We start from the raw sequence: 22,213 nt of genomic DNA on the forward strand, positions 1-22,213 counted from the left end.
GAAGCGCGCGAAGCCCGCAAAGCAATGCGTGAAGAAATGCGCGAGCAGAAAAAAGCCGAGCGCGAAATGAAAAAGGCCGACCACAAAGAAAAAATGGCCCAGAAAAAAGCGCAAATGAAGCTGGATAAAGAAGAGCGTAAAGCCCAGCGAGCCGATGCCAAGGCCATGAAAAAAGCCATGAACAAAGGCAAGGGTGACGATGATGACGACACGGACGACGATGAGGACGATGACGGCACGGAATAATCCCGAGATTGACCCCACCTTCCGTTCCTGTTGAGATAAGTAAATTACATCTCAACAGGAACGCACGTGTACAAACTCTGCCGTAAGCTTCATAACTGGTTAGGTCTTATCCTTGCCCTGCAAATTCTTTTGTGGTTTCTCAGTGGCCTTATCATGTCGGTGTTACCTATTGAGGAAGTGCGCGGCGAACATCTTAAAAAACACATCAGTGCCAATTGGTCGGATGCAGCCGTATCACCTGCCGATGTGTTGTCAGATTACCCGGGGGAAACACCATTGCGGCTTAGCAGCAGACTGTTGCTGACAAATGGTCTGCTGACCGCCGAGCCGGTTTACTCTGTGCGTAGTAATGACCGCAACGTGAATGTCAGTGCAATTACCGGCGAAACGCTTGCGCCACTTACCGCCACGACGGTATCAGCGCTTGCCATGGCACAGTATACAGGACCCGGTACGGCCGTCTCAGTGCAGCTGCTCGACGCTCTGCCTCAGGAAGTACATGCCCTGACGCCGCCATTGTGGCAGGTGCAAATGGATGACGCCCAAAACAGCCGGTTTTATCTGGATCCCGATACGGGCATGGTGACACGGGTACGCACAGATAACTGGCGCCTGTTCGACTTCTTCTGGATGCTGCATATCATGGATTACGACGAACGCAGTGACATCAATAACCCGTTACTTATTAGTTTCTCCGCCTCGGCGTTATTGTTCACCCTGACCGGACTGGTCCTGTTGTGGCAACGATACCGACCGCGTCGCCGTCGTTTTACGCGCAGGGCGAGACATGCGTGAGCTGCACGATAAGCCATTGCCCGCCAGCGTCGGGCACCCTAGAATGCGGGGTGTCGCTAACATGATATGCCGGAAGTGTGATGTCTGACTCAGAACGTCTGTTACTTGATAATCAGTTGTGTTTCTCTCTCTATGCAACCTCGCTTGCAATGACACAACTGTATAAACCACATTTGCAGGCACTGGGGCTGACCTACACGCAGTACACCATTATGCTTATTTTGTGGGAGACCGACGGGGTGAGTCTTAGCGAGATTAGCCGGCGGCTGGGGCAAAAGCCTGGCGCACTGACTCCGGTATTAAAGCGCATGGAGGCTGAAGGGTTACTGTCCCGCAATCGCGGTATTCACAATGACCGTACGCTTACCATTACGCTGACCGATAAAGGCCTCGCACTGAAGCAAAAGGGGCTGGAAGTAAACCGCTGTGTGTTTGACGCATGCGGACTCAGCGGCGATACGTTGCTGGAGCTCAAGCAGCAACTGGACACGCTACGGGCACAAATTACCGCTTGAGGAACGTTGCCAGCATGGCGTTAAGATCATGACGTTTCACCGGCTTGGTAATGTAGGCGTTCATGCCGGCGTCCATGGCGGCGCTGATTTCTTCCTCCAGTACCGCGGCGGTCAGCGCAATGACTGGCAGGTCCGGGTAGCGTCTGCGAATATGCCGGGTAGCCTCTTTGCCGTCCATGACCGGCATATTTAAATCCATAAAAACCAGGTCATACTGGTGTGCGCGCACCTTATCCAGCGCCTTCTGTCCGTTAGCCGCAAGATCAACCGTCACGCCGAATTCCTCCAGCAGTGACCTGGCAACCAGCTGATTAATCTCATTGTCTTCAACAACCAGTACGTGGGCGTAGTAGTGCGCATCGTCGCTGTCGCTTCTGGTTTCAGGCAGCGGTGAACTGGCTTTGGGCAGGGTAATGCGAAAATGAAAGCGGCTGCCTTCGCCCGGCACCGACGCTACCCAGATCTCGCCATTCATGGCAGATACAAGGCTTTTGGCAATCTGCAGGCCCAGGCCGGTGCCACCATATTCCCGGCTTACAGACTCACTGGCCTGCGTAAAGGCCTCGAAAATATGCTCGTGGACACTGGCATCAATGCCGCTGCCGGTGTCCTCAATACAAAAGATAAGTGTCTGCGCGTCCGGCATTTGCTGCTCAACGTTGACGGTGAGTGAAACGCCCCCGTGCTTAGTGAACTTTATGGCGTTGCTGAGCAGGTTGTGCAGCACCTGGGCGATACGCGTCGGGTCACCACTGACAGCGTGAACCACCCGTTCATCAACCTGCTGGGTCAGGGTAAGCCCTTTTTTATCGGCGGCTGGCTGATAGAAGGTCACACAATCGTCTATCAGTGTGGCTAAATCAAAGGTGATGGTTTCCAGCAGCAGCTTTCCGGCATTCAGCTTAGACAGGTCAAGGACGTCATTTAATATGCGGTTAAGCAGCAGCCCGGAACGCTGAATCTTCTCAAGATTAGGACGCTGCGATTCGTCCAGCGGCCTGGCCAGCACAACATCGGTTAACCCCAGAATGCCGTTCAGGGGCGTGCGGATCTCGTGTGACATGGTGGCAAGAAAGCGGGATTGTGTTGCCGAGGCATGACGCTCTTTTTCCAGCGCCAGTTTAAGCTCGTAGGATTTATTTCTGCTTTCTACCAGCGCCTTCTCCAAGCGGCTGACCAACGCGTAAATAAGAATAGAGATAACCACATTGGTCACACAAAGCCGCAGCCATATCCCGGTATCGATAGGGCCGTCGTACAGTGGTACCAGAAAAATACATCCGGCGAGGATCGCCATACTCATCAGACGCCATCCGCCGCGCAGCAGCATGACCGGAAAAATAGTCGCCAGCGGCAGCAGGGTGGCGGGCATCAGCCCATTGTTAATGATTAACACCGGCGCCATAGGAATAGAGATTACGGCCCACGTGCGGGCGCAAAGCTGACTAAGGTGGGGGAACTGCAGTGCAATCACGGCGATGGCAGACCACCATAATGGGAAGAACAGCGCGATAGCACTGTTCTCTGGTGACGTGGCAATAATCACCAGAGTAATCATCAGTGAAAACGCCAGCAGGATCCGAAAGCCCGCGAGTCGCAATGTCTGCGCAACTTCTCTTATATATGTGGCGGTATCTGTAATCGATTCAGGCATAACAGATGATAAGCAAACCCTGAAAAGGAGTAGCGAAAAGTCAGTATAGACATTGCCTTAGCGTGATGTACACAAATTCATCAGGGCCGTCGTGTGATCTTTTTATCTTTGCTTGCGTAATAATATTTATCGCAATAACATTGTCAGTAAAGCAATTGCTTCAATTAAAGGAGATGCACTATGAAAGCACTATACACAGCTACGGCAAAAGCCACCGGTGGTCGCGACGGTCGCGCGGTGTCCTCAGATAATAAACTGGATGTAGCGTTAAGCACGCCTGCCGGACTGGGCGGCGCTGGCGGCGACGGCACGAACCCTGAACAGTTGTTCGCGGCAGGCTACTCCGCCTGTTATATCGGTGCGCTGAAATTTGTTGCCGGGCAGAAGAAGGTGTCGCTGCCAAATGACCTCAGCGTAGAGTCTGACGTGGGTATTGGTGAGAACGACCGCGGTGTGGGCTTTGCAATCAGTGTGGACATGCGTGTCAGCCTGCCGGGCATTGATAAAGAAACCGGCAACATGCTGATAGAAGAAGCGCATAAAGTCTGTCCGTACTCTAATGCAACACGCGGTAATATCGACATTACTACCACCCTGGTATAACCCGCCTGTTGGTGTCTGCCGGTGTTATGCCGGCAGGCTGTTTTTCGCCCGTTGAACGCAAGCGACAACACGTGACTTAACGCGGCTGAACGCAAAACCGCCCTGATCGGTTTTTATTCAAACTTTCCCTTGCTTTATCTGCTCTCCCCTGTATAATTCGCGCCCACTGCCTGTTATGGGCATAACTTTTTAGCCGCGACCTCACTGCTTTTAGGGTGGTTGCCAACGTAACGCGCTCGGTCGATTAGACGATTTGTGTTGCAGGCGTGCTAGAAGAAGAACAGGGTTCCGATTGGGAACCATCGGTTTACGCACATCCTTTCTTCCCGGTAATAAAAGGGAGAGAAAGGGTGAATTTTTTTGTTCTTTCGATTGGAGCTTAATCGATGCCAAATCAAAGAATTCGTATTCGTTTGAAAGCGTTCGATCATAAATTGATCGATCAGTCTACGGCTGAAATCGTTGAAACGGCGAAACGCACTGGTGCTCAGGTCAGCGGTCCAATTCCTCTGCCTACTCGCAAAGAACGCTATACAGTTCTGATTTCTCCGCACGTCAACAAGGACGCGCGTGATCAATACGAAATCCGCACTCACAAGCGTTTGGTAGACATCATCGAGCCAACTGACAAAACAGTTGATGCGTTGATGCGTTTGGACTTGGCTGCCGGCGTTGATGTTCAAATCAGCCTGGGCTAACAAGAGAGGGTTATAACAATGGCGATTGGTCTAGTCGGTCGTAAAGTGGGTATGACTCGCATCTTCACTGAAGATGGCACGTCTATCCCTGTGACTGTTATTGAAGCGACCCCAAACCGTGTTACTCAGCTTCGCACTGAGGAAACAGACGGTTATCGCGCTCTTCAGGTTACTGCTGGAACCAAGAAAGCGAACCGCGTGAACAAAGCTGAAGCAGGTCACTTTGCTAAAGCAGGTGTTGAAGCGGGCCGCAGACTTGTTGAATTCCGCCTGGAAGACAACGAAGGTGCCGACATTGAAGTAGGCAGTGAAATCACTGTAGAAATCTTCAACGACACCAAGAAAATTGATGTCACTGGTACATCAAAAGGTAAAGGTTTCCAAGGTGCTATCAAACGCTGGAACTTCAGTTCTCAGCGCATGACCCACGGTAACTCTTTGTCACACCGTGCTCCTGGTTCAATTGGTCAAAACCAATCTCCAGGTAAAGTTTTCAAAGGCAAGAAAATGGCTGGTCAGCTTGGTAACAAGCAAGTGACTACGCAGTCTTTGGAAGTTGTACGTGTAGACGTAGAGAACAACCTGATCCTGGTTAAAGGTGCCGTACCTGGCGCAACAGGCGGCGACGTAATCGTTAAGCCAGCTGTTAAAGCGTAACGTCTGGGGAGTGAACTGATGGAATTAACATTGAAAGACGCGAACAGCGCTCTTGAAGTATCCGAAGCGACCTTTGGACGTGAATTCAACGAAGCCCTGGTACACCAGGTCGTTGTTGCTTACGGTGCAGGTGCTCGTCAGGGTACTAAAGCGCAGAAAACGCGCGCAGAAGTACGTGGCGGTGGTAAGAAGCCATGGCGTCAGAAGGGTACTGGTCGTGCCCGTGCTGGTACAATCCGCAGCCCAATCTGGGTTGGTGGTGGCCGTGCATTCGCTGCTAAGCCTCGTGACTTTGACCAAAAAGTTAACAAGAAAATGTATCGTGGTGCGATCAAGAGCATCCTGTCTGAGCTGATTCGCCAGGACCGTCTGGTTGTGGTTGAGAAGTTTGGTGTTGACTCACCTAAGACTAAGGCCCTGATTGCTAAGCTGAACGAATTAGAACTGAATGACGTTCTGATCGTAACGCCTGAAGTTGATGAGAACCTGTTCCTGTCAGCACGTAACCTGTACAAGGTTGACGTACGTGACGTAGCAGGCATCGACCCGGTCAGCCTGATTGCATTTGAAAAAGTGCTTATCACTGCTGATGCAGTGAAACAACTTGAGGAGGCGTTAGCATGAGAGAAGAACGTCTACTGAAGGTGCTGAAAGCACCACACGTTTCAGAAAAGTCTACAATGGCTGCTGAAGCGAACAACACAGTTGTATTCAAAGTAGCGAAAGACGCGAACAAAGCCGAAATCAAAGCGGCAGTTGAGAAACTGTTCGAAGTTGAGGTTGAAGGTGTTCGTACCGTGAACGTGAAAGGTAAAACCAAGCGTCACGGCATGGCTTTCGGTAAACGCAGCGACTGGAAAAAGGCCTACGTGGTTCTTAAAGAAGGTCAGGACATCGACTTTGTCGGTGGCGCTGAGTAAGAAGGGGATTAGAAATGCCATTAATGAAAGCTAAGCCAACTTCTGCCGGTCGTCGTCACGTAGTTAAGGTCGTTAATCATGACCTGCACAAAGGCGCGCCGTATGCACCGCTGTTGGAAAAGAACAGCAAAACTGGCGGTCGTAACAATAATGGTCGTATCACCACTCGCCACATCGGCGGTGGTCATAAGCACCACTATCGTCTGATTGACTTCAAACGCAACAAAGACGGCATTCCAGCCAAAGTTGAGCGTTTGGAATACGATCCTAACCGTTCTGCAAACATTGCTCTGGTTCTGTATGCAGATGGTGAGCGTCGTTACATCCTGGCACCTAAAGGCATGAAAGCGGGTGACAGCGTACAGTCTGGTTCTGATGCGCCTATCAAAGCCGGTAACACGCTGCCTATGCGCAACATCCCAGTGGGTACCGTTGTACACGCAGTAGAAATGAAGCCTGGTAAAGGTGCACAGATTGCACGTTCTGCTGGTGCTTACGTTCAGATCCTGGCGCGTGACGGAAACTACGTTACACTGCGTCTGCGTTCTGGCGAAATGCGTAAAGTATTGTCTGATTGCCGCGCCACTATCGGTGAAGTTGGTAATGCAGAACATATGCTGCGTTCACTGGGTAAAGCGGGTGCAAACCGCTGGCGCGGTGTCCGTCCTACCGTTCGTGGTGTTGCCATGAACCCGGTTGACCACCCACACGGTGGTGGTGAAGGACGTACATCTGGTGGCCGTCACCCAGTCACTCCTTGGGGTACTCCTACTAAAGGTAAGAAGACCCGAAGCAACAAGCGTACTGATAAGCTTATCGTACGTCGTCGTAACAAGTAATAGCGAGGATTCACCATGCCACGTTCTCTCAAGAAAGGTCCTTTTATTGACCTTCACTTGCTGAAGAAGGTAGAGGCTGCAGTGGAAAAGAACGACCGTAAACCAATTAAAACCTGGTCACGTCGTTCTATGATCATCCCAGATATGATTGGGTTGACCATTGCGGTCCATAACGGTCGACAGCACGTTCCAGTTTTGGTCAACGACGAAATGGTCGGCCATAAGTTGGGCGAATTCGCGCCAACGCGTACTTACCGCGGTCATATCGCGGATAAGAAAAGCAAACGTTAAGGGGTAGGAAGATGGAAGCATTAGCTAAACACCGTTTTGCCCGCACGTCGGCTCAAAAAGCACGCTTGGTTGCGGATCAGGTTCGCGGTTTGCACGTTGAGAAAGCCCTTGAGCTTCTGACGTTCAGCCCGAAGAAAAGCGCAGCGCTGATCAAGAAAGTTCTGGAATCTGCGATTGCCAACGCTGAAAACAACGAAGGCGCAGACATCGATGAACTGCGCGTAGCAAAAATCTTCGTTGATGAAGGCCCAACAATGAAACGTATCAAGCCACGTGCGAAAGGCCGTGCAGATCGTATCTTTAAGCGTAGCAGTCACATCACTGTGGTTGTAGCGGATAACTAGGAGTAGATAATGGGACAGAAGGTACATCCTACGGGCATACGCCTGGGTATCAGCAAACCATGGACTTCTACCTGGTACGCTAATACCGCAGACTATGCAGATAATCTGTATAACGATCATCAGGTACGTCAGTACCTGACGAAGCAACTGAAAAACGCGTCACTTTCTCGTATCGTGATCGAGCGTCCAGCGAAGAGCATCCGTGTAACTATTCACACTGCTCGTCCAGGCGTGGTTATCGGTAAGAAAGGTGAAGACGTAGAAAAGCTGCGTAATCACGTATCTAAGCTGGCCGGCGTGCCTGCTCAGATCAACATTGCAGAAGTGCGTAAGCCAGAGCTGGATGCCCAGCTGGTTGCAGACAGCATTTCTAGCCAGCTTGAGCGTCGTGTTATGTTCCGTCGTGCTATGAAGCGTGCGGTACAGAACGCTATGCGTCTTGGTGCTAAAGGTATCAAAGTTGAAGTAAGCGGCCGTTTGGGCGGTGCAGAGATTGCACGTACTGAATGGTATCGTGAAGGTCGCGTTCCACTGCACACGTTCCGTGCGGACATCGATTACGCGACGTCTGAAGCGTCAACTACCTACGGTATCATCGGCGTTAAAGTATGGATCTTCAAGGGCGAGATTCTGGGCGGTTTGCCTACTACTCAGGAGCAAGCTCCTGCTCAGCCTAAGAAGAAAGGCCGCAGCGCTAAGCGAGAGGGCTAAATCATGTTACAACCAAAACGCATGAAATTTCGTAAAATGCACAAAGGTCGTAACCGTGGTCTTGCCGTTGCTGGTAGCAAGGTAAGCTTCGGTACTTATGGCCTGAAGGCAGTTGGCCGCGGTCGAATGACTGCTCGCCAAATCGAAGCAGCGCGTCGTGCTATGACTCGTCACGTTAAGCGTCAGGGTAAAATCTGGATCCGGGTTTTCCCAGACAAGCCAATCACTGAGAAGCCTCTTGAGGTTCGTCAGGGTAAAGGTAAAGGTAACGTTGAGTACTGGGTATGCCAGATTCAACCTGGCCGTGTTCTGTATGAGATGGAAGGTGTTCCTGAGTCTCTGGCACGCGAGGCGTTTGAACTGGCAGCGGCAAAACTGCCATTTAAAACAACCTTTGTAACTCGGACGGTGATGTAATGAAAGCGGCAGAACTGAAAGAAAAAAGTGTGGAAGAGCTGAACGCAGAGCTGATGAATCTGCTTCGCGAACAGTTCAACCTGCGCATGCAGCACACCACTGGCCAGCTTGAAAAAACTGACCAGTTGAAGAAAGTGCGTCGTAACATCGCGCGTGTTAAAACCATTCTGACTCAAAAGGCTGATGCGTAATGACTGAGCAAAAAATTCGTACAGTACAAGGTCGTGTGGTTAGCAACAAAATGGATAAAACCATCACTGTTGTTGTAGAACGTTTTGTTAAGCACCCTATCTACGGGAAGTTCATCAAGCGCTCTACCAAGCTGCACGCTCACGATGAAAACAACGTAGCCAACCAAGGCGATACCGTCACTGTACGTGAGTGTCGTCCTCTGTCTAAGAACAAATCTTGGATGCTGGTAGACGTTGTAGAGAAAGCTGGCGTTTAATCGCTACCGCTAATCTCCAAAAAGCGCTGACCTTTGGTCGGCGCTTTTTTTTGCCTGATTGTTGGTGCTGAAGACCCAGTTGGCGAATATTTGCCCTCGCTATTAGTTCGGAATCAATGTTTCTTATGACTTAGCCCAGGCATGCAGTAGCTGATTTACTGAGGTAAGATGGTGGTTTGACGACAAGTTCGCTGTGCGGTGTAGGACATGACAAAGAACATTACCTTGCTTTCGCTAATTCTGTTGCTGTTGGTTAACCCGGTATGGGCTGACGATACCGACACTAACAACAGTTATGAAGCCGTATTTTCCAAACTGGCGCTTGAGTGTATTCACAAGGAATACAGCAATAAAATTGCGCACTACATGATCAGCGACGACGACGTAAAGCCCCCGCGTGAGCTTTATCCTGCATTCTATGGCTGCTTCGACTGGCATTCATCGGTGCATGGCCACTGGTTGTTAGTCAGAATGCTGAATACCAGCAGTGGGAAAGTGAATGCGGATACCATCATCAGCAAGCTCGATCAGAGTTTTACTGCGGACAATATTGCCGGCGAACTGGCGAATTATCAGCGCGATGGTATGGCATCGTTCGAGCGTCCTTATGGTATTGCCTGGTTGCTGCAGCTCACCGCTGAATTGCGTCAGTCGTCATTGCCGCAGGCAAAGATCTGGCTGGAGAACCTGCGCCCCTTAGAACAGCAAGCGGTGAAAAATATCAGCGACTGGCTGCCGAAACTGACGTTTCCTATCCGTACCGGAGAACACAGTCAGACCGCATTTGCCTTTGGCCTGATGCTGGACTGGAGCAGAATTGCTGGCGATGGCGAGTTTGAGGCTTTGCTGAAAGACCGTATCAATGCTTTATACCTGAAAGACAAAAACTGTCCGCTGGCGTATGAGCCGTCCGGTCAGGACTTTTTGTCACCGTGTATTGCCGAAGCCGACCTGATGCGCCGGGTGATGGATAAGAAGGCTTACGCTGCGTGGTTATCTGACTTTTTTCCAACCCTGACGGCCACAAGTGGCGATAACTGGCTGGTTCCTGCCGTTGTTACAGACAAAACCGACGGTAAGCTGGCCCACCTTGATGGGCTTAACACCAGCCGTGCCTGGATGCTGGAGGGCATTATTCGCGGTCTGCCTGAAAACGATGCCCGCATCAGGCCGCTGAGCCGTGCGGTAGAGGCCCACCGACAGGCAGGCCTGAATGCGGTACTTGGCGATATGCATTATATGGGCAGTCACTGGCTTGGCAGCTTCGCCGCGTACCTGCAGACACAGCGTGGACTGGAGTAACCATTTACCCGCTCGTTATTCGTGCGAGTTAGTGATAAAAAGTAAACAACGAAGCCTACGCCGTAAGCCAAGCAATGAAGTTTGTAGAAAAGCCACGCCACTATTTACTGATATCTTTAGGTATAGGGTGTCTGATCGCGTTTTTTATGGTGTTTACAGAGCCATTTGATACGCAGCGTCAGGCAGACCTGAGTACATCGCTAAAACTGATGGGTTATGGCGCGGTAGTATTCATTTCGCTGTTGCTGAGTTACGTTGTTGAAAGAAAGTGGTACTTAAAAAGTAGCCGCGTCTGGCACTGGCAGAATGAAGCGTTTTCCATGGCGATGCTATTCCTAGTCATTGCTGTATTAACGAATATCTATCATGCAATGATGTTCGGTGCGCCAGATAAAACTCTGGTTGAATCCGGCTTATTCATCATTAAGTTTGTAATGCCGTTTGCGGTATTTGTATTCCCGGTCATCGTATTATTAAGACAACATGTAGGGACACAGTTTGACGCAACCGGACATGCCCAGGTTGCAGACAACAACCTTGAAAATGTAGTCAGGATAGAAGGGGAAAATGCGGATGAACGCATAGAAGTTTCTTTTTCCCGGTTTTGTTGCGCAGTTGCACAACAAAACTATGTTGCCATCCATATCCTGAATGAGAATAACGCGGTGCAGGAAGTATTACTGCGTACAACGTTAGCCGATGTACTAAGTCAGTTGCCTGGTGCCGTGCAGGTTCACCGCTCCTATATTATAAACCCAGAGAAAATCAACAACGTCACAGGCTCTAAAAGAAAAGCTAAGGTATTGCTTGAGAATGCTGAGACTCCCATCCCTGTAGGTGCTACATACTTCGACAAGTTAATGGAAAGGCTGCAGGTTCGTCCCTGACTTCGTCACTTCATCCCTGATCTGTTGTCTTCATCACTCAATGAGTGGTTTTGGTCACTCACTTTTCTTCACCCTGCCAGATTGCGATATGTTTTTTACGTCAGCAAAAAACAGGAAATGAATTATGAGAGTGATCAAATTAGCTGCTTTTACCGCACTCGTCGCTGCGGTACTTGGGTCTGTTAGTTACGGTGCATTTTTTTTCAGTGAATACGTTTCAGGTGCAAAGTACGTCGACTATCTACAGCAAAATAAAGAATCAAAGAGCCTCAATGAGCCATTTGATTATGAATTGATGAAAGATGATATACAGAACAATGACTTAATTCTTGTGGGTGAAATACATGGATTTTCATCACCAACAGATTTCGATGTCGAGTTTTATACCCATCTTAGAACACAATTTGCTTTCGATACTTACCTGGCGGAGATGGATTACAGCCAGGCGTACTTCATGAATACATATAACCGCACAGGTGATGACGCACTGCTGGAACGCGTTCTTTCTCATTGGGCAGTCAATATTGGTCGGGAAAATAGTGACTACAAAAAGCGTTGGAAGCGGTTGCGCGCTCTGTATCAGTCAGGCGCAACATTCACGTATTATGGGAATGATAAAATACGTGATGTCTCTCTGCTTTATAAACACCTGGCAGACATCGACCAACAACTCGCGTTGCACTTTGATGAGGGTAAAACCGAGTCAGAGCAACTGAAGGATGCACTAGCCGCAATAAATGGTCTGATGGAGCAAAAAGATATCTCTGAGTCAGTACAGTGGGAACTGAATCACCTGAAGGCAAATATTCAATTCAGACTGAACGATGTACACAGAGAAGCCATACTGACCGACAATCTTATCGCTTTGTATGACCACTATGATCTGTTCAACAAAAAGGTTTATGGGTTCTATGGGTTAGGCCATACCCTGACACATCCAATTGCAGAGGGCCTCAACCCCATGGCTTCTCGAATCGGTGAGAAAAATGCGTGGTTTAAGGAAAAGACACTGTCAATCAACATGCTCTTTGTCGACAGTTATATGACGGTGCATAGCAACAGTCTGCCATCATTTATGCAGTCAGAGGGAAAATACTCGAAATTGCCGGTGTCCTACGACAGCCTGCTTACCTATTATGCCTACGGCATTATGGACTTGAAGATGGTCACTGAATCATCGACTAAAACCTTGTTTAAAATGGATAATGAGGGTAGTCCTTACAGAGAGTCTCAGAGACTGTTTCACCCCGTTAAATTACTTCCCTTTGGGACGACATTAACCGCGGCTGAGAATGCCTCTACGGCGGATTATGGCCAGTACCTGCTTTTATTTCGCAATTCTGACTGGGCTAAGCCGACAGGCATTTGATGATTCTGAGATTGCATCTTTTTATTTGAGTGCGGGCTGTGTTGTTTTGGCAACGTCTGTTTGAAAAATCACTGCCACCAGTACAACGGGTACGCATTCCCATGTTGCCAGACAGCCGGAGTATGAACCTGTCTAACGCGGTATCGGTGTTCGTGTATGAAAGCTGGCGCCAGTTGGGTTTTGAAGGCGCCCGCTAGCAACACCTTTTATTTTATGCAGCACGCGCAGCCTGAGTCAGTGCTACCAGCGCTTTTCGCGCATCTCCTGGTGCCCGACACACTTCATTGAACGGAATAAAATGGTTCTTACCCTGACTGTAAAGGTAACAGCCATCGGCCAGGATCCCCGACATAACCACCTGCTCATCCAGGATGCCAGTGGCCTGACGAAGAATGAGAGTCATTGCATCCTGGTGATCATCGTTCATGTGTTCAATGATTCCACTCTCTGCCTGTGCATCCCAGGGCGCTTCATCAGCAACCCATTCCTGTTGTTCTAACCAGAATATTTTGCCAAAACCGCCAATGTAGCGAATGCGCTTTACCGTGATTTTCCAAATATTGAAGTCGTGAGCCTGCTCATAGGATTTGGCATCCGGATAACGGCGGATATACCTGGCCAGCACTTCATCGTGTTTATCGCCATCCACGATGTTGCCATCGCCGACCAATGTGACTCGCGCCTGCTCATTCTGATCACCATGCTCACCTTGTCTGAAGACGGTCAGACTCATTCGGCTGTCCGCCTGCATATTTTTGGCGTGCTGAGCAATATCACTAATATATAAGTATATATTGCCCTGACTGTCAGAAATGAAGGGTGTGACTGAGCCAAACGGGTAGCCCTGCAGGTTTTTCGAAATGGTTGAAATTACGCCGGTATCCGATTGTCTTAGCAGTAGTTTTGCTTCACTCATTGCGCGTTCTCGCATATAGATTCTCCTTTGGTTCTGAATAAATCATGGGGTGATGTAATGTTGGGTGACTGCTGACATGCATAGGAGTGTGGTACACCGACTCAAGCCGACTGGCGGTAAACACGCCTGATGGTGAGCCGAAAGCCGCTACTTTTTTATCGTGTAAAAGACAGACGCGATTGGCATACAGCGAAGCCAGATTAAGATCGTGAATGGCAACGATGGCGGCATTGCCCTGTTCAACGAAACGACGAACGAGTTGCATCAGCGTATGTTGATGACGTAAATCAAGTGCCGAAGTGGGTTCATCAAGCAGTAGTAATGCGGGTTTGTGAGCATCACCAAACGCATCCAGCTGGGCCAGACATCTTGCCATGTGAACGCGTTGTAACTCGCCGCCCGACAACTGATGGGTACTGCGTGACACCAGTCCCTCCAGCGCGAGCAACTGAATGAATTCGTTAACTCGCTTAAAACAGGTTTGGCGGCTCTCGGCTATCTGGTGGCGGCCCATGGCAATGACATCAATCACTGACAAGTTAAATGCCGTCTGAATGTGCTGGGTTAACACCGCCCTGCGGCGGGCAAGTTCACTGGCAGACCAGGCTGTCAAAGGTACCTCGTCAAATAAGATCTGCCCGATGAATGAATGGGTGCCTGCCAGCGTATGTAATAGTGTCGACTTCCCAGCACCATTTTCTCCTGTCAGGGCAACCAGTTGGCCAGGTTGTATGGACAGGGCGAGATCGGCAATGATTGTTCGGTAGCCACGCTTAACACTGAGGTTTGAAATCTCAAGCATACCGGCCCTCCGACTGTTGACGATGCAGCAGATAAATAAAGACGGGGGCACCGATAAGTGCGGTAATAATGCCAATAGGTAGTTCAGCCGGAGCGACGATAATGCGCGCCAGCCAGTCTGACAATAGCAGCACGGTACTGCCACATAGCATACACAGCAACATCATTTGTTGCATATTGCTTCCCAGCAGCAATCTGGCGACGTGAGGAATAACCAGGCCGACAAAACCAATCATACCGGTCATTGCGACGACAGCGCCTACACCAAGTGCAATCAGACACACAACCTGAACCTTAAGACGCGCGATATTAACGCCCATATAGCGGGCTTCGGCTTCTCCCAGTAACAGTATGCTGAGCCTTTTTCTGAGCACAAACAGCCCTGCAGCACTTATCAGCAAAAGTGGTAACGTCTGGAGTAGTGAAGACCAGGTTGCACCGGCCAGTGAGCCCATCGTCCAGTAGTTGATGAGACGCAGAGCGCTGTCGTCAGCATAGAAGCTAAACAGGCCAATCAACGCGAATGACAGCGCATTGAGGGCTACACCCACCAGTATGAGTGTGGTGACATTAATTTCACTGTGTCGGGCAGAAAGCCGGTAAACCAGCAATGTAGCAAGCAGGGCACCTGCAAATGCAGCATACGGTAAGTAATGGTCAGCGCTGAAACCGAAAACAGTACTAAACGCAATCGTGGCCACCGCCATTACCGCTGCACCGGCGCTGACACCGATGATAGACGGATCGGCCAGCGGATTTCGGCACAGTGCCTGGGTTGCCGCACCGGTCTGCGCCAACACAGCACCGACTATGACGGCAAGACAAAAACGGGGAAGTCGTATTTGAGAGACAATATTTATTTGTAGCTCGGTAAAATCGCTGAACAGGTCGGGCGCTACCCAGGCTACCGCCAGTCGCCAGTCCCAGCCTGCCGGGCCGAAGCCCAGTGATATAAGGGCAAGCACGAACAACGCGGCAATCAGCGTTAATTCCCAGCGCGACTTGTATTGCTGTGAAGCGTGGTAAAGATGCGCAACCTGTTCCATTAGTCTGCCTCAATAAACTGATTTATGGTCTTAATTGCGTCGGCGATACGTGGTGTCATACCCAATGACAGCAGACTTTCCATGACCAGCAAGCGACACTGCTGCGCTGCTTCGAGCATAGCCAGTGCGGGTTGCTTGCAAAAAATTTTGCGACCACCTCCGCCTTCGACAACATGGCTGGGGGCAACAATAAAGTCTGGCTGGCTCACCGCCAGTGCTTCCACGCCCATGGCTTTAAATCCACTGTGAGAGGCAACATTATCAATACCTGTAAGATCAAAAAGAAGCTGGGGTACCGTGTCGTTCCCGGCAGCAATCAGACCTCGTTCGCCAGCGGACAGAAGGTACAAACCTGCTCTGTTTCGTTTAGTCGGAATACCAGGCAGCGAAGCCTGTAAGGACGCTATTAAGGTGTCAGCCTGCCGATGTGCATCAAGGTCATCAGCCAGCGATTGAATTAACTGGTATAGGCCTTCCAGCGTTACAGGTTTGGGATAGAGGGTTACCGGGATGCCAGCATTTTCAATATGCCTGAGCGCTGCATCGCGACCGCTTCCTTCCAGTGCCAGTAAGTGAGTTAGCCCTGTGGAAAGCACGCCTTCAGCAGCCAGGTCGCGGTAATAACCCACCTGCGGCAATTGCTTTACCTCTGGTGGGTAAGACGAGGACTGATCTACCGCGACAACCTCATCACCTTTGCCCAACGCAAAGACTATTTCAGTCAGCGTGCCGCCGGCAGTCACGTATCTCTCGGATGCCTCTGCCTGCCACGCCACCATTGCCAGTAATAAAACATGTTGCACTAACCGATTCATATCACTCTCCTTTAGCCGGCTTTCTAGTATACGTAATTTAATGCAAATGAAAATAGTTATCATTAGTATTGATTTTGGTGCGAGGCTTTGTTTAAATCCCTTTATAAATGAGAATCATTATCATTAGAGGTGGACGAGAATGAACCAATCCCTCCCGGCAATGTTTACTATTGCTACCCTGGCGACGAGTGTTTCAACGGCTGTGAATGCCAGGACAACGCTGGCAGAACCCTTCGATGGAGAATATGTGGTGGTCAGTGGTTCCCGTGTGGAACAGAAACTCAAAGATGTGGCTGGCAGTGTATCAGTGATTACCGAAGAGGCCATCGAGCGTCAGTTGGTAGCAAGTGTTGCTGACATGTTTCGTTATGATCCGGGTATTGCGACTACGGGGAGTGGCAGTGGACCGCAAACGGTCACTATTCGGGGGATTGGCGGTAACCGGGTGGTCTATATCAAAGACGGTCGCAGGGTGAATGATGCTTATGCAGCACAGGGCGATTTTGTCGTTGGACGCAATTACTTTGACGTTGACAGCATTCGGCAGGTTGAAGTGGCGAAGGGAGCTGCCTCCTCGCTATACGGATCTGATGGGCTGGGTGGGATTGTCATTGTTACTACCAAAGATCCGGATGATTATCTTTCGGACGGCGATAAGTACGCTGAAATGAATGCGGGTTATACCGGCACCAGTGAGCAATGGCGAGCGGGGGGGAGTGCTGCCGTGCGCAGTGGAGACTGGGCGCACAGTGCAGTTTTCTCCTATCGCAATGGCAATGAAGTTCAGAATTTTAATGAAACCTTGCCGGGTCAACAAGCGCAATCGACAGCACTGTTGTTAAAGTCGGTGCGACAACTCGATGACAAGCGCCAGTTCAAACTGACATTGGATTACTTTTCCCAGGATCTTGAACAGGTGATTGACCCTCAGACGAATGCGACCGAGAACCAGGATGTGAACTGGGCACTCAGTTTTGACTATGAAAGCGACGTCGCTACCGCCTTTTACGACAGCGCAGCTTATCAGCTTTACTTCGGACGCTATGATCAACAGAGCGATCAGGTACGGTTTAACCCGCGCGGTTATACCGACTTCAATGACTATGGTTTTGAACAGGATATCATGGGCTTACGAGGCCTGTTTTCAAAAACGACAGAGACCGGGAACGTCACGCACAACCTGGTTTATGGAATGGATGTCGACGTTTATGATTCGTCCCGCCCACGACGCAAGACCCGCATCAACGCAGATACAACAGTGGCGTTCGAAAACGAACGGCAAAAGGCGTTCCCCGGCGCAGACACACTTATGGCAGGACTGTTTTTGCAAGACGACATTCAGATAGCCAACAGTAAACTTGCACTTGTTGCCGGCGCCAGACTTGATTACTACCAGCTACGTGCGAAGTCAGATCCGCTTTATCAGGACGTGACGCTACAGGATATAACTGAATGGGCGCTATCTCCGAAGCTGGCAGTTAAATACGCATTTTCTGATACCTGGTCTGGATATGTGCAATACGTCAGGGGATTCAAAATTCCACCGCATGATCAGGCATATCAAAGTCATGGTGTGGAACCTTTTTATGCCATTTTACCAAATGCAGACCTCGAGCCAGAATCAAGTAACAGCTACGAAGCCGGTATTCGCTATCAGGGGAATGATCTGAGCATGCAGTTTAATGCCTTTCATTCCCGCTTTAATGACTTTATTGAATCAGTACAAACCGGTACTGAACCAACCTTTATTCCGGGCGTGATGCGTTCTGTCATTCAGTATCGAAACCTTGATGGCGCGACGATTGAGGGCGTTGAAGTAAGTGCTCGATACCATATAAATGATAATTTAAACATATCGACGGCGGCGATATATACCGATGGCACGAATGAAGATAGCGGACAGGCTCTAGCCACTATCAGTCCGTTTCAGGGCAATGTGGCGTTGAATTATCAGCTTGACAATTGGGCTTTATCGGGTATCTGGCGAATAGCGGACGCGATGAGTGATGTGCCGGAAGATGAAGCAGGCTCCCCGTTAATCCAGAGTGCTGGTTACGGTGTTGTGGATGTCTTTGCAACCTATTCCGTCACAAACTGGCAACTCAGCCTGGCTATTGAGAACCTGCTGGACAAAGCGTATGCGCCTTATGAGCGAATTGCCGGGCTACCTTCAGAGACTGATGTGGGTCAGTTTACACAGCCGGGCAGAACGTTGTCAGCGAATGTGTCTTATCGGTTCTGAATCAGATAAGGCGGTCGTTTCAGGTTCATGTGGAGCAGGGCTGCCACCCTGCTTCGATATCTCTCAGCCTGTCTCACTTTTTAAGTCTCGTCCCAGTAGCGCCATCTGAAAAGACGGGTAACTGTCAGCTCAAGTCTTAGCTAGTACAAAAAATGTCGGCCTCATAACTTCAGAAGACGGTCGTCGCCCTAATTCCGTAAACCCTGTTACAGTAACAAGCCGACTGGCAAAGCGGCGCACTTTCAATAATACTCTGCACTTACCAGGGTTGTTGATGAGCGGGTTACATGGAAACCAGTCTGCCCCTTTATAAAAAGCTGATTGTTCTTTATCGCATAGAGCCGGGATGCCTTGGACCCGAGGGCATTAATTATGCCGAAGACTTTTGCACCTTTGCGAAGCAGCAGATTAAAAATACCCACAGCCATTTTATTCGCTGGATCATTAAGCCCCGTTACGACAAGTCACTCCCCGAATTGGAATTTCAGATAAAGGGCTCGGCTATCTCACGTCCACAGGCCGCCAAATTCATGTCGGCATTCAGCGTCGATATCGATAATTTTGAAACGCAGCTGGATGAAACACTCGCCGAACTGGTTGAGGCCTTTTTCGACCGCTAGTTTCATCAGACCGGCTGTTTCCCACATAGCGTTGAAATGTCGGATTTACTGTTTACGGCTTCTCATCTGGCGCCTTCCCATGTAGTCTGTTGCGGCGTGTTTCCGAAACAGGGAACGTAATAACTTTAAAGGGAGCTTTCATGCGTATTACCAGCATTGCTATAGCTGCGGGACTACTTGTTGCCGCCGGAGCGGGTGCCACCTGGTACACCAAGGAACAGTACAAACAGTCAATTGATGACCAGATTGCCAGGTTCAGGCCCGTGTACGATGACATTGGCATGACCATTGGCCGTGACATCACTCAGCAGAACTTTTTTTCCTTCACCGACAAAGTCACTTTCACGGTCACGCAGGCCATGATTGACCAGATTGACCCGGAGTTCATCCTCGATGCGCCTGTCAGCGTCAGCATTACCAATCAGTGTGACCTGATGCCGCTGTTCATCACCTGTGGCAGCGAGTTCACGATGGGCGATGATCCGGTGTCGCTGGCGGTGAAAGATAAGCTTGATGGTTTCAGCTACACCATGGCCTCTACCATTAATGCGCTGACCGGCACAATGACATCGAAGTTTACGTCTGCGCCGTTTACCCTTAACTTCGAAAAGGGCAGCGTTGAGCTTAAGCCGATGACCCTGACCAGCAATACGGATTTGTCAGACGCCAGCGGTACATTTGACGGCTTGTGGGATGGCGTAACAATCAATGATCATATCGATCAGGTGACGATGACGGTCGATGCCGTGACAGTGTTTGGCGATGTGTCTTACCTCGAAGGCCTGCTGTATACCGGTGAAACCGGGCTCAATATCAAGCAGATTCAGGTTGATGCGCCAGCGTCAGGCAATCACATCAACATTGAAGATATGCAGGTGTCCACCGACACCTGGCAGCGTGAGGATGGCCGGTTTGGTCTTCGCTATAGAATCAAGTCTGCGCACTTTAACGCTGAAGGCCCGTCGCCTGCCACGCTCAGCGATACTGAGCTGACGTTTAGCTTTGAAGGCATGGGTAAGGACGCAATGACCTATCTGTCGGGCTTTAAATCAACGCCGGATATGGAAGACCCGCAAGCTATTGCCAGCACCATTGCAATGCTGGGTAAAAACCCGCTGGTCATGTCGGTTGAGAAAATGGCGTTTGTTTATGACGGCGCCAAAGTGAATGCCGATGCCCGTTTTGATATCGACAGCTTCGATATGGCTGCCATTGAGCAGGGTACAATCAGCGAGAAAATTCGCGGCATTATAAATATTGCGCTGGATGAAAACGCCCCTGAAGCTATGCCGGCACTGGCACCGATGCTCGAACAGTATGTTGAGCTGGAAATGGTTGAGATGGGCGAAGCAGGTAACTATAAAACGACCATCGAAGTCGCTGACCGGCAGATCCTGGCGAATGGCAAACTGGTTAAGCAGATTTAACCATCGCGTTACCTGTCATGACGATAAAACCACGCTTTGGCGTGGTTTTTTATTTGACCTGTCGTGTGCGCGCGAGGATGAAAAAAGTCGCCAATCCGTGTATCTTAGCGGCGTGACATACCACTGTGAGCGCGCAGTAGCCGCGCAGAAGTTGAGTGCCGGTAACAGACCGGCAGTTATCGCATAAAAGGATATCCAGATGGGATCAGGCTTATTTCCCGTTAACACGCGCGCTGCCCTTACTGCTTTGCTTTGCTCAGCATGGCTGACTCTGCCTGCGTGGGCCGCGTCAGGTGTGTCTAATTACATTCCACTGCAGCAGTCTGTGCGTGTTGAAGCTGAAATTGACAGGGTTATTGCCCTGACAACCGGCAATGCGCTGATTAAGCCGTATAAAGTGGCGGATATTCAGGCGAGGCTGCAACAACTCAGACAGTCACACCCTGTTTTGTATAAGCGGGTGTCGCAGTATTTGTCGCGTTACCAGCAGGGCGCCGGTGTAACGCTGGCCAGCGCAGAAGTTGCTGTGTCTGACGATGCGCCCGGGTATCTGCCAAATGCCCGAGGTAAGTCCGCCGACAGCGCGTATGAAATTGCCCTGACAGGCTACTATCAGCCCTCTGAGTATCTGCTGTTGTCTGCGGGTGGCGTGTACAGCGACACCGATGACTTTCGGGCAACGGCCAGTTTTATTGGCATTGGTCATGAGTATGCGCAGCTTGATATTGGTTTTCGCGAACACTGGTATTCACCGTTCAAACATGGTGCCATGCTGATGAGCACTAACGCGAAAGCCGCGCCGTCTGTCACCCTGAGTAATGTACGGCCTATCTCCGACTGGAATATTCGCTATGAAGTGTTTTACAGCGAACTGACCGAGGTAGACCAGATTCGCCTGGGCGATGATATTTTCCCGGGCAAACCGCGTCACGCAGGTGTCCATATCAGCATCTCGCCATTTGAAAACTGGACCTTTGGGGTTAACCGTACTCTGCAGTTTGGCGGTGGACAGCGCGAGGCCGGTTTTGGCGACTTCGTTGATGCGTTGTTTAACCCGGCGGGCAAGGACAACATTGAGGACCGCAGCGGCGATCCTAATTACGAGTTTGGTAACCAGCAGGCATCCATTACTTTCCGTTACCACGCTGACTGGGGAATGCCGCTGGAAATCTATGGTGAGTACGGCGGTGAGGATACCGAAGGGGAAAAAAACTATAAGCTGGGCAACACCACTACCGGCTTTGGCATCTTTGCTCCCTATATTACCGACAATCTGGCGTTACGTTTTGAATTCAATCACTGGACGGATTTATGGTATGTACACCATATCTACCGTGACGGCTATGTGAATGACGGCCTTGTCATGGGGCACTGGGGGGCAGTACAGGTCAACGAACAGCGTGCGCCCGGAGGCTCGGTGCACAGTGTCAGTGCACATTGGGAAATCAGCCCTGAACGTTATGTGGATACCCGCCTGTCGGTTATCCGTACCGAGGACGACGGCCGCATCACCTTCGATACCGGTTATCAGTTGGAAACCACCTACAGTGAGGTCATTGAGAACGGCATTCTTGGACTGACTCTGTTTGTGGCGCGCGATCCCTGGGGAGATAACCAGACGCGCCTGTCACTGAACTATCAGTGGTAACA

27 protein-coding genes and 1 pseudogene are annotated in these 22,213 nt (G+C 50.2%); 23 read left to right on the forward strand and 5 right to left on the reverse strand.

Annotated elements, in window-relative coordinates; genetic code table 11:
- The 3 genes from AB1N33_RS03885 to AB1N33_RS03895 all read left to right on the forward strand — a co-directional run.
- A partial coding sequence (locus AB1N33_RS03885) for a hypothetical protein (RefSeq protein ID WP_411270231.1) occupies positions 1-246 on the forward strand: 246 nt, incomplete at its 5' end.
- 66 nt (positions 247-312) lie between these two features.
- Positions 313-1,041 (forward strand): PepSY domain-containing protein, encoded by a 729-nt coding sequence (locus AB1N33_RS03890; protein WP_411270232.1) that lies wholly within the window; start codon positions 313-315, stop codon positions 1,039-1,041.
- 80 nt (positions 1,042-1,121) lie between these two features.
- Entirely contained in the window at positions 1,122-1,556 is a 435-nt protein-coding gene (locus AB1N33_RS03895; protein WP_411270233.1) for a MarR family winged helix-turn-helix transcriptional regulator, read from the forward strand.
- Here AB1N33_RS03895 and AB1N33_RS03900 read toward each other — a convergent pair.
- Entirely contained in the window at positions 1,546-3,210 is a 1,665-nt protein-coding gene (locus AB1N33_RS03900; protein ID WP_411270234.1) for a response regulator, read from the reverse strand. The genes AB1N33_RS03895 and AB1N33_RS03900 overlap by 11 nt on opposite strands.
- A gap of 180 nt (positions 3,211-3,390) precedes the next feature.
- Between AB1N33_RS03900 and AB1N33_RS03905 the strand changes: the two genes are divergently transcribed.
- The 16 genes and pseudogenes from AB1N33_RS03905 to AB1N33_RS03980 all read left to right on the forward strand — a co-directional run.
- On the forward strand, positions 3,391-3,813 hold the full coding sequence (locus AB1N33_RS03905) for an organic hydroperoxide resistance protein (RefSeq protein WP_411270235.1): 423 nt from the start codon (positions 3,391-3,393) through the stop codon (positions 3,811-3,813).
- A gap of 386 nt (positions 3,814-4,199) precedes the next feature.
- Positions 4,200-4,511 (forward strand): 30S ribosomal protein S10, encoded by a 312-nt coding sequence (gene rpsJ, locus AB1N33_RS03910; RefSeq protein ID WP_010179497.1) that lies wholly within the window; start codon positions 4,200-4,202, stop codon positions 4,509-4,511.
- An 18-nt stretch (positions 4,512-4,529) separates the two neighbouring features.
- Positions 4,530-5,168: a 50S ribosomal protein L3 gene (gene rplC / locus AB1N33_RS03915; protein WP_411270236.1), complete on the forward strand. Its 639-nt coding sequence runs from the start codon at positions 4,530-4,532 to the stop codon at positions 5,166-5,168.
- Positions 5,169-5,186: 18 nt separating this feature from the next.
- A complete protein-coding gene (gene rplD, locus AB1N33_RS03920; RefSeq protein WP_411270237.1) occupies positions 5,187-5,792 on the forward strand; it encodes a 50S ribosomal protein L4 in 606 nt (201 codons plus the stop codon).
- Positions 5,789-6,088: a 50S ribosomal protein L23 gene (rplW, locus tag AB1N33_RS03925; RefSeq protein ID WP_411270238.1), complete on the forward strand. Its 300-nt coding sequence runs from the start codon at positions 5,789-5,791 to the stop codon at positions 6,086-6,088. The genes rplD and rplW overlap by 4 nt, the downstream gene beginning before the upstream one ends.
- 14 nt (positions 6,089-6,102) lie before the next feature.
- Entirely contained in the window at positions 6,103-6,927 is an 825-nt protein-coding gene (gene rplB, locus AB1N33_RS03930; RefSeq protein WP_411270239.1) for a 50S ribosomal protein L2, read from the forward strand.
- Positions 6,928-6,942: 15 nt separating this feature from the next.
- Complete coding sequence (rpsS, locus tag AB1N33_RS03935) at positions 6,943-7,218, forward strand: 30S ribosomal protein S19 (protein ID WP_411270240.1); 276 nt, start codon at positions 6,943-6,945, stop codon at positions 7,216-7,218.
- An 11-nt stretch (positions 7,219-7,229) separates the two neighbouring features.
- A complete protein-coding gene (rplV, locus tag AB1N33_RS03940; protein ID WP_411270241.1) occupies positions 7,230-7,562 on the forward strand; it encodes a 50S ribosomal protein L22 in 333 nt (110 codons plus the stop codon).
- Between the two features lie 9 nt (positions 7,563-7,571).
- Complete coding sequence (gene rpsC, locus AB1N33_RS03945) at positions 7,572-8,273, forward strand: 30S ribosomal protein S3 (RefSeq protein ID WP_411270242.1); 702 nt, start codon at positions 7,572-7,574, stop codon at positions 8,271-8,273.
- Positions 8,274-8,276: 3 nt separating this feature from the next.
- Positions 8,277-8,690, forward strand: a complete 414-nt coding sequence (rplP, locus tag AB1N33_RS03950; RefSeq protein ID WP_411270243.1) for a 50S ribosomal protein L16 — start codon at positions 8,277-8,279, stop codon at positions 8,688-8,690.
- Complete coding sequence (rpmC, locus tag AB1N33_RS03955; RefSeq protein WP_411270244.1) at positions 8,690-8,881, forward strand: 50S ribosomal protein L29; 192 nt, start codon at positions 8,690-8,692, stop codon at positions 8,879-8,881. Before rplP ends, rpmC begins: the two co-directional genes overlap by 1 nt.
- On the forward strand, positions 8,881-9,138 hold the full coding sequence (gene rpsQ, locus AB1N33_RS03960; RefSeq protein WP_411270245.1) for a 30S ribosomal protein S17: 258 nt from the start codon (positions 8,881-8,883) through the stop codon (positions 9,136-9,138). The genes rpmC and rpsQ overlap by 1 nt, the downstream gene beginning before the upstream one ends.
- Before the next feature lie 207 nt (positions 9,139-9,345).
- Entirely contained in the window at positions 9,346-10,440 is a 1,095-nt protein-coding gene (locus AB1N33_RS03965; protein WP_411270246.1) for a DUF2891 domain-containing protein, read from the forward strand.
- Between the two features lie 74 nt (positions 10,441-10,514).
- A complete protein-coding gene (locus tag AB1N33_RS03970) occupies positions 10,515-11,327 on the forward strand; it encodes a LytTR family transcriptional regulator DNA-binding domain-containing protein (RefSeq protein WP_411270247.1) in 813 nt (270 codons plus the stop codon).
- Between the two features lie 124 nt (positions 11,328-11,451).
- Positions 11,452-12,696 (forward strand): hypothetical protein, encoded by a 1,245-nt coding sequence (locus AB1N33_RS03975; RefSeq protein WP_411270248.1) that lies wholly within the window; start codon positions 11,452-11,454, stop codon positions 12,694-12,696.
- Positions 12,697-12,761: 65 nt separating this feature from the next.
- Positions 12,762-12,893: pseudogene (locus AB1N33_RS03980) on the forward strand (tRNA (uridine(34)/cytosine(34)/5-carboxymethylaminomethyluridine(34)-2'-O)-methyltransferase TrmL); the annotation flags it as partial.
- A 14-nt stretch (positions 12,894-12,907) separates the two neighbouring features.
- Here AB1N33_RS03980 and AB1N33_RS03985 read toward each other — a convergent pair.
- From AB1N33_RS03985 to AB1N33_RS04000, 4 genes are read right to left on the reverse strand one after another with little or no spacing between them, the layout of a single operon-like run.
- Positions 12,908-13,627 (reverse strand): HugZ family pyridoxamine 5'-phosphate oxidase, encoded by a 720-nt coding sequence (locus AB1N33_RS03985; RefSeq protein WP_411270249.1) that lies wholly within the window; start codon positions 13,625-13,627, stop codon positions 12,908-12,910.
- Entirely contained in the window at positions 13,605-14,414 is an 810-nt protein-coding gene (locus AB1N33_RS03990) for a heme ABC transporter ATP-binding protein (RefSeq protein ID WP_411270250.1), read from the reverse strand. The genes AB1N33_RS03985 and AB1N33_RS03990 overlap by 23 nt, the downstream gene beginning before the upstream one ends.
- Complete coding sequence (locus AB1N33_RS03995; protein WP_411270251.1) at positions 14,407-15,459, reverse strand: FecCD family ABC transporter permease; 1,053 nt, start codon at positions 15,457-15,459, stop codon at positions 14,407-14,409. Before AB1N33_RS03995 ends, AB1N33_RS03990 begins: the two co-directional genes overlap by 8 nt.
- Positions 15,459-16,274, reverse strand: a complete 816-nt coding sequence (locus AB1N33_RS04000; protein ID WP_411270252.1) for a heme/hemin ABC transporter substrate-binding protein — start codon at positions 16,272-16,274, stop codon at positions 15,459-15,461. Before AB1N33_RS04000 ends, AB1N33_RS03995 begins: the two co-directional genes overlap by 1 nt.
- A 139-nt stretch (positions 16,275-16,413) precedes the next feature.
- On the opposite strand from AB1N33_RS04000, the gene AB1N33_RS04005 reads away from it, so the two are divergent.
- The 4 genes from AB1N33_RS04005 to AB1N33_RS04020 all read left to right on the forward strand — a co-directional run bounded on the left by AB1N33_RS04005 (position 16,414) and on the right by AB1N33_RS04020 (position 22,211).
- Positions 16,414-18,516, forward strand: coding sequence for a TonB-dependent hemoglobin/transferrin/lactoferrin family receptor (locus AB1N33_RS04005; RefSeq protein ID WP_411270253.1), 2,103 nt, complete (start codon positions 16,414-16,416; stop codon positions 18,514-18,516).
- 287 nt (positions 18,517-18,803) lie between these two features.
- On the forward strand, positions 18,804-19,136 hold the full coding sequence (locus tag AB1N33_RS04010; protein WP_411270254.1) for a hypothetical protein: 333 nt from the start codon (positions 18,804-18,806) through the stop codon (positions 19,134-19,136).
- Positions 19,137-19,276: 140 nt separating this feature from the next.
- Positions 19,277-20,563 (forward strand): DUF945 family protein, encoded by a 1,287-nt coding sequence (locus AB1N33_RS04015; RefSeq protein ID WP_411270255.1) that lies wholly within the window; start codon positions 19,277-19,279, stop codon positions 20,561-20,563.
- A gap of 199 nt (positions 20,564-20,762) precedes the next feature.
- The gene (locus AB1N33_RS04020) at positions 20,763-22,211 is read left to right on the forward strand and encodes a capsule assembly Wzi family protein (RefSeq protein ID WP_411270256.1); all 1,449 of its coding nucleotides are present in this window, start codon (positions 20,763-20,765) and stop codon (positions 22,209-22,211) included.
- The last annotated feature ends 2 nt before the right edge of the window (positions 22,212-22,213 follow it).

Origin of the sequence: Alteromonas nitratireducens, from assembly GCF_040812025.1 — a bacterium.
Taxonomy (GTDB): domain Bacteria; phylum Pseudomonadota; class Gammaproteobacteria; order Enterobacterales; family Alteromonadaceae; genus Alteromonas; species Alteromonas nitratireducens.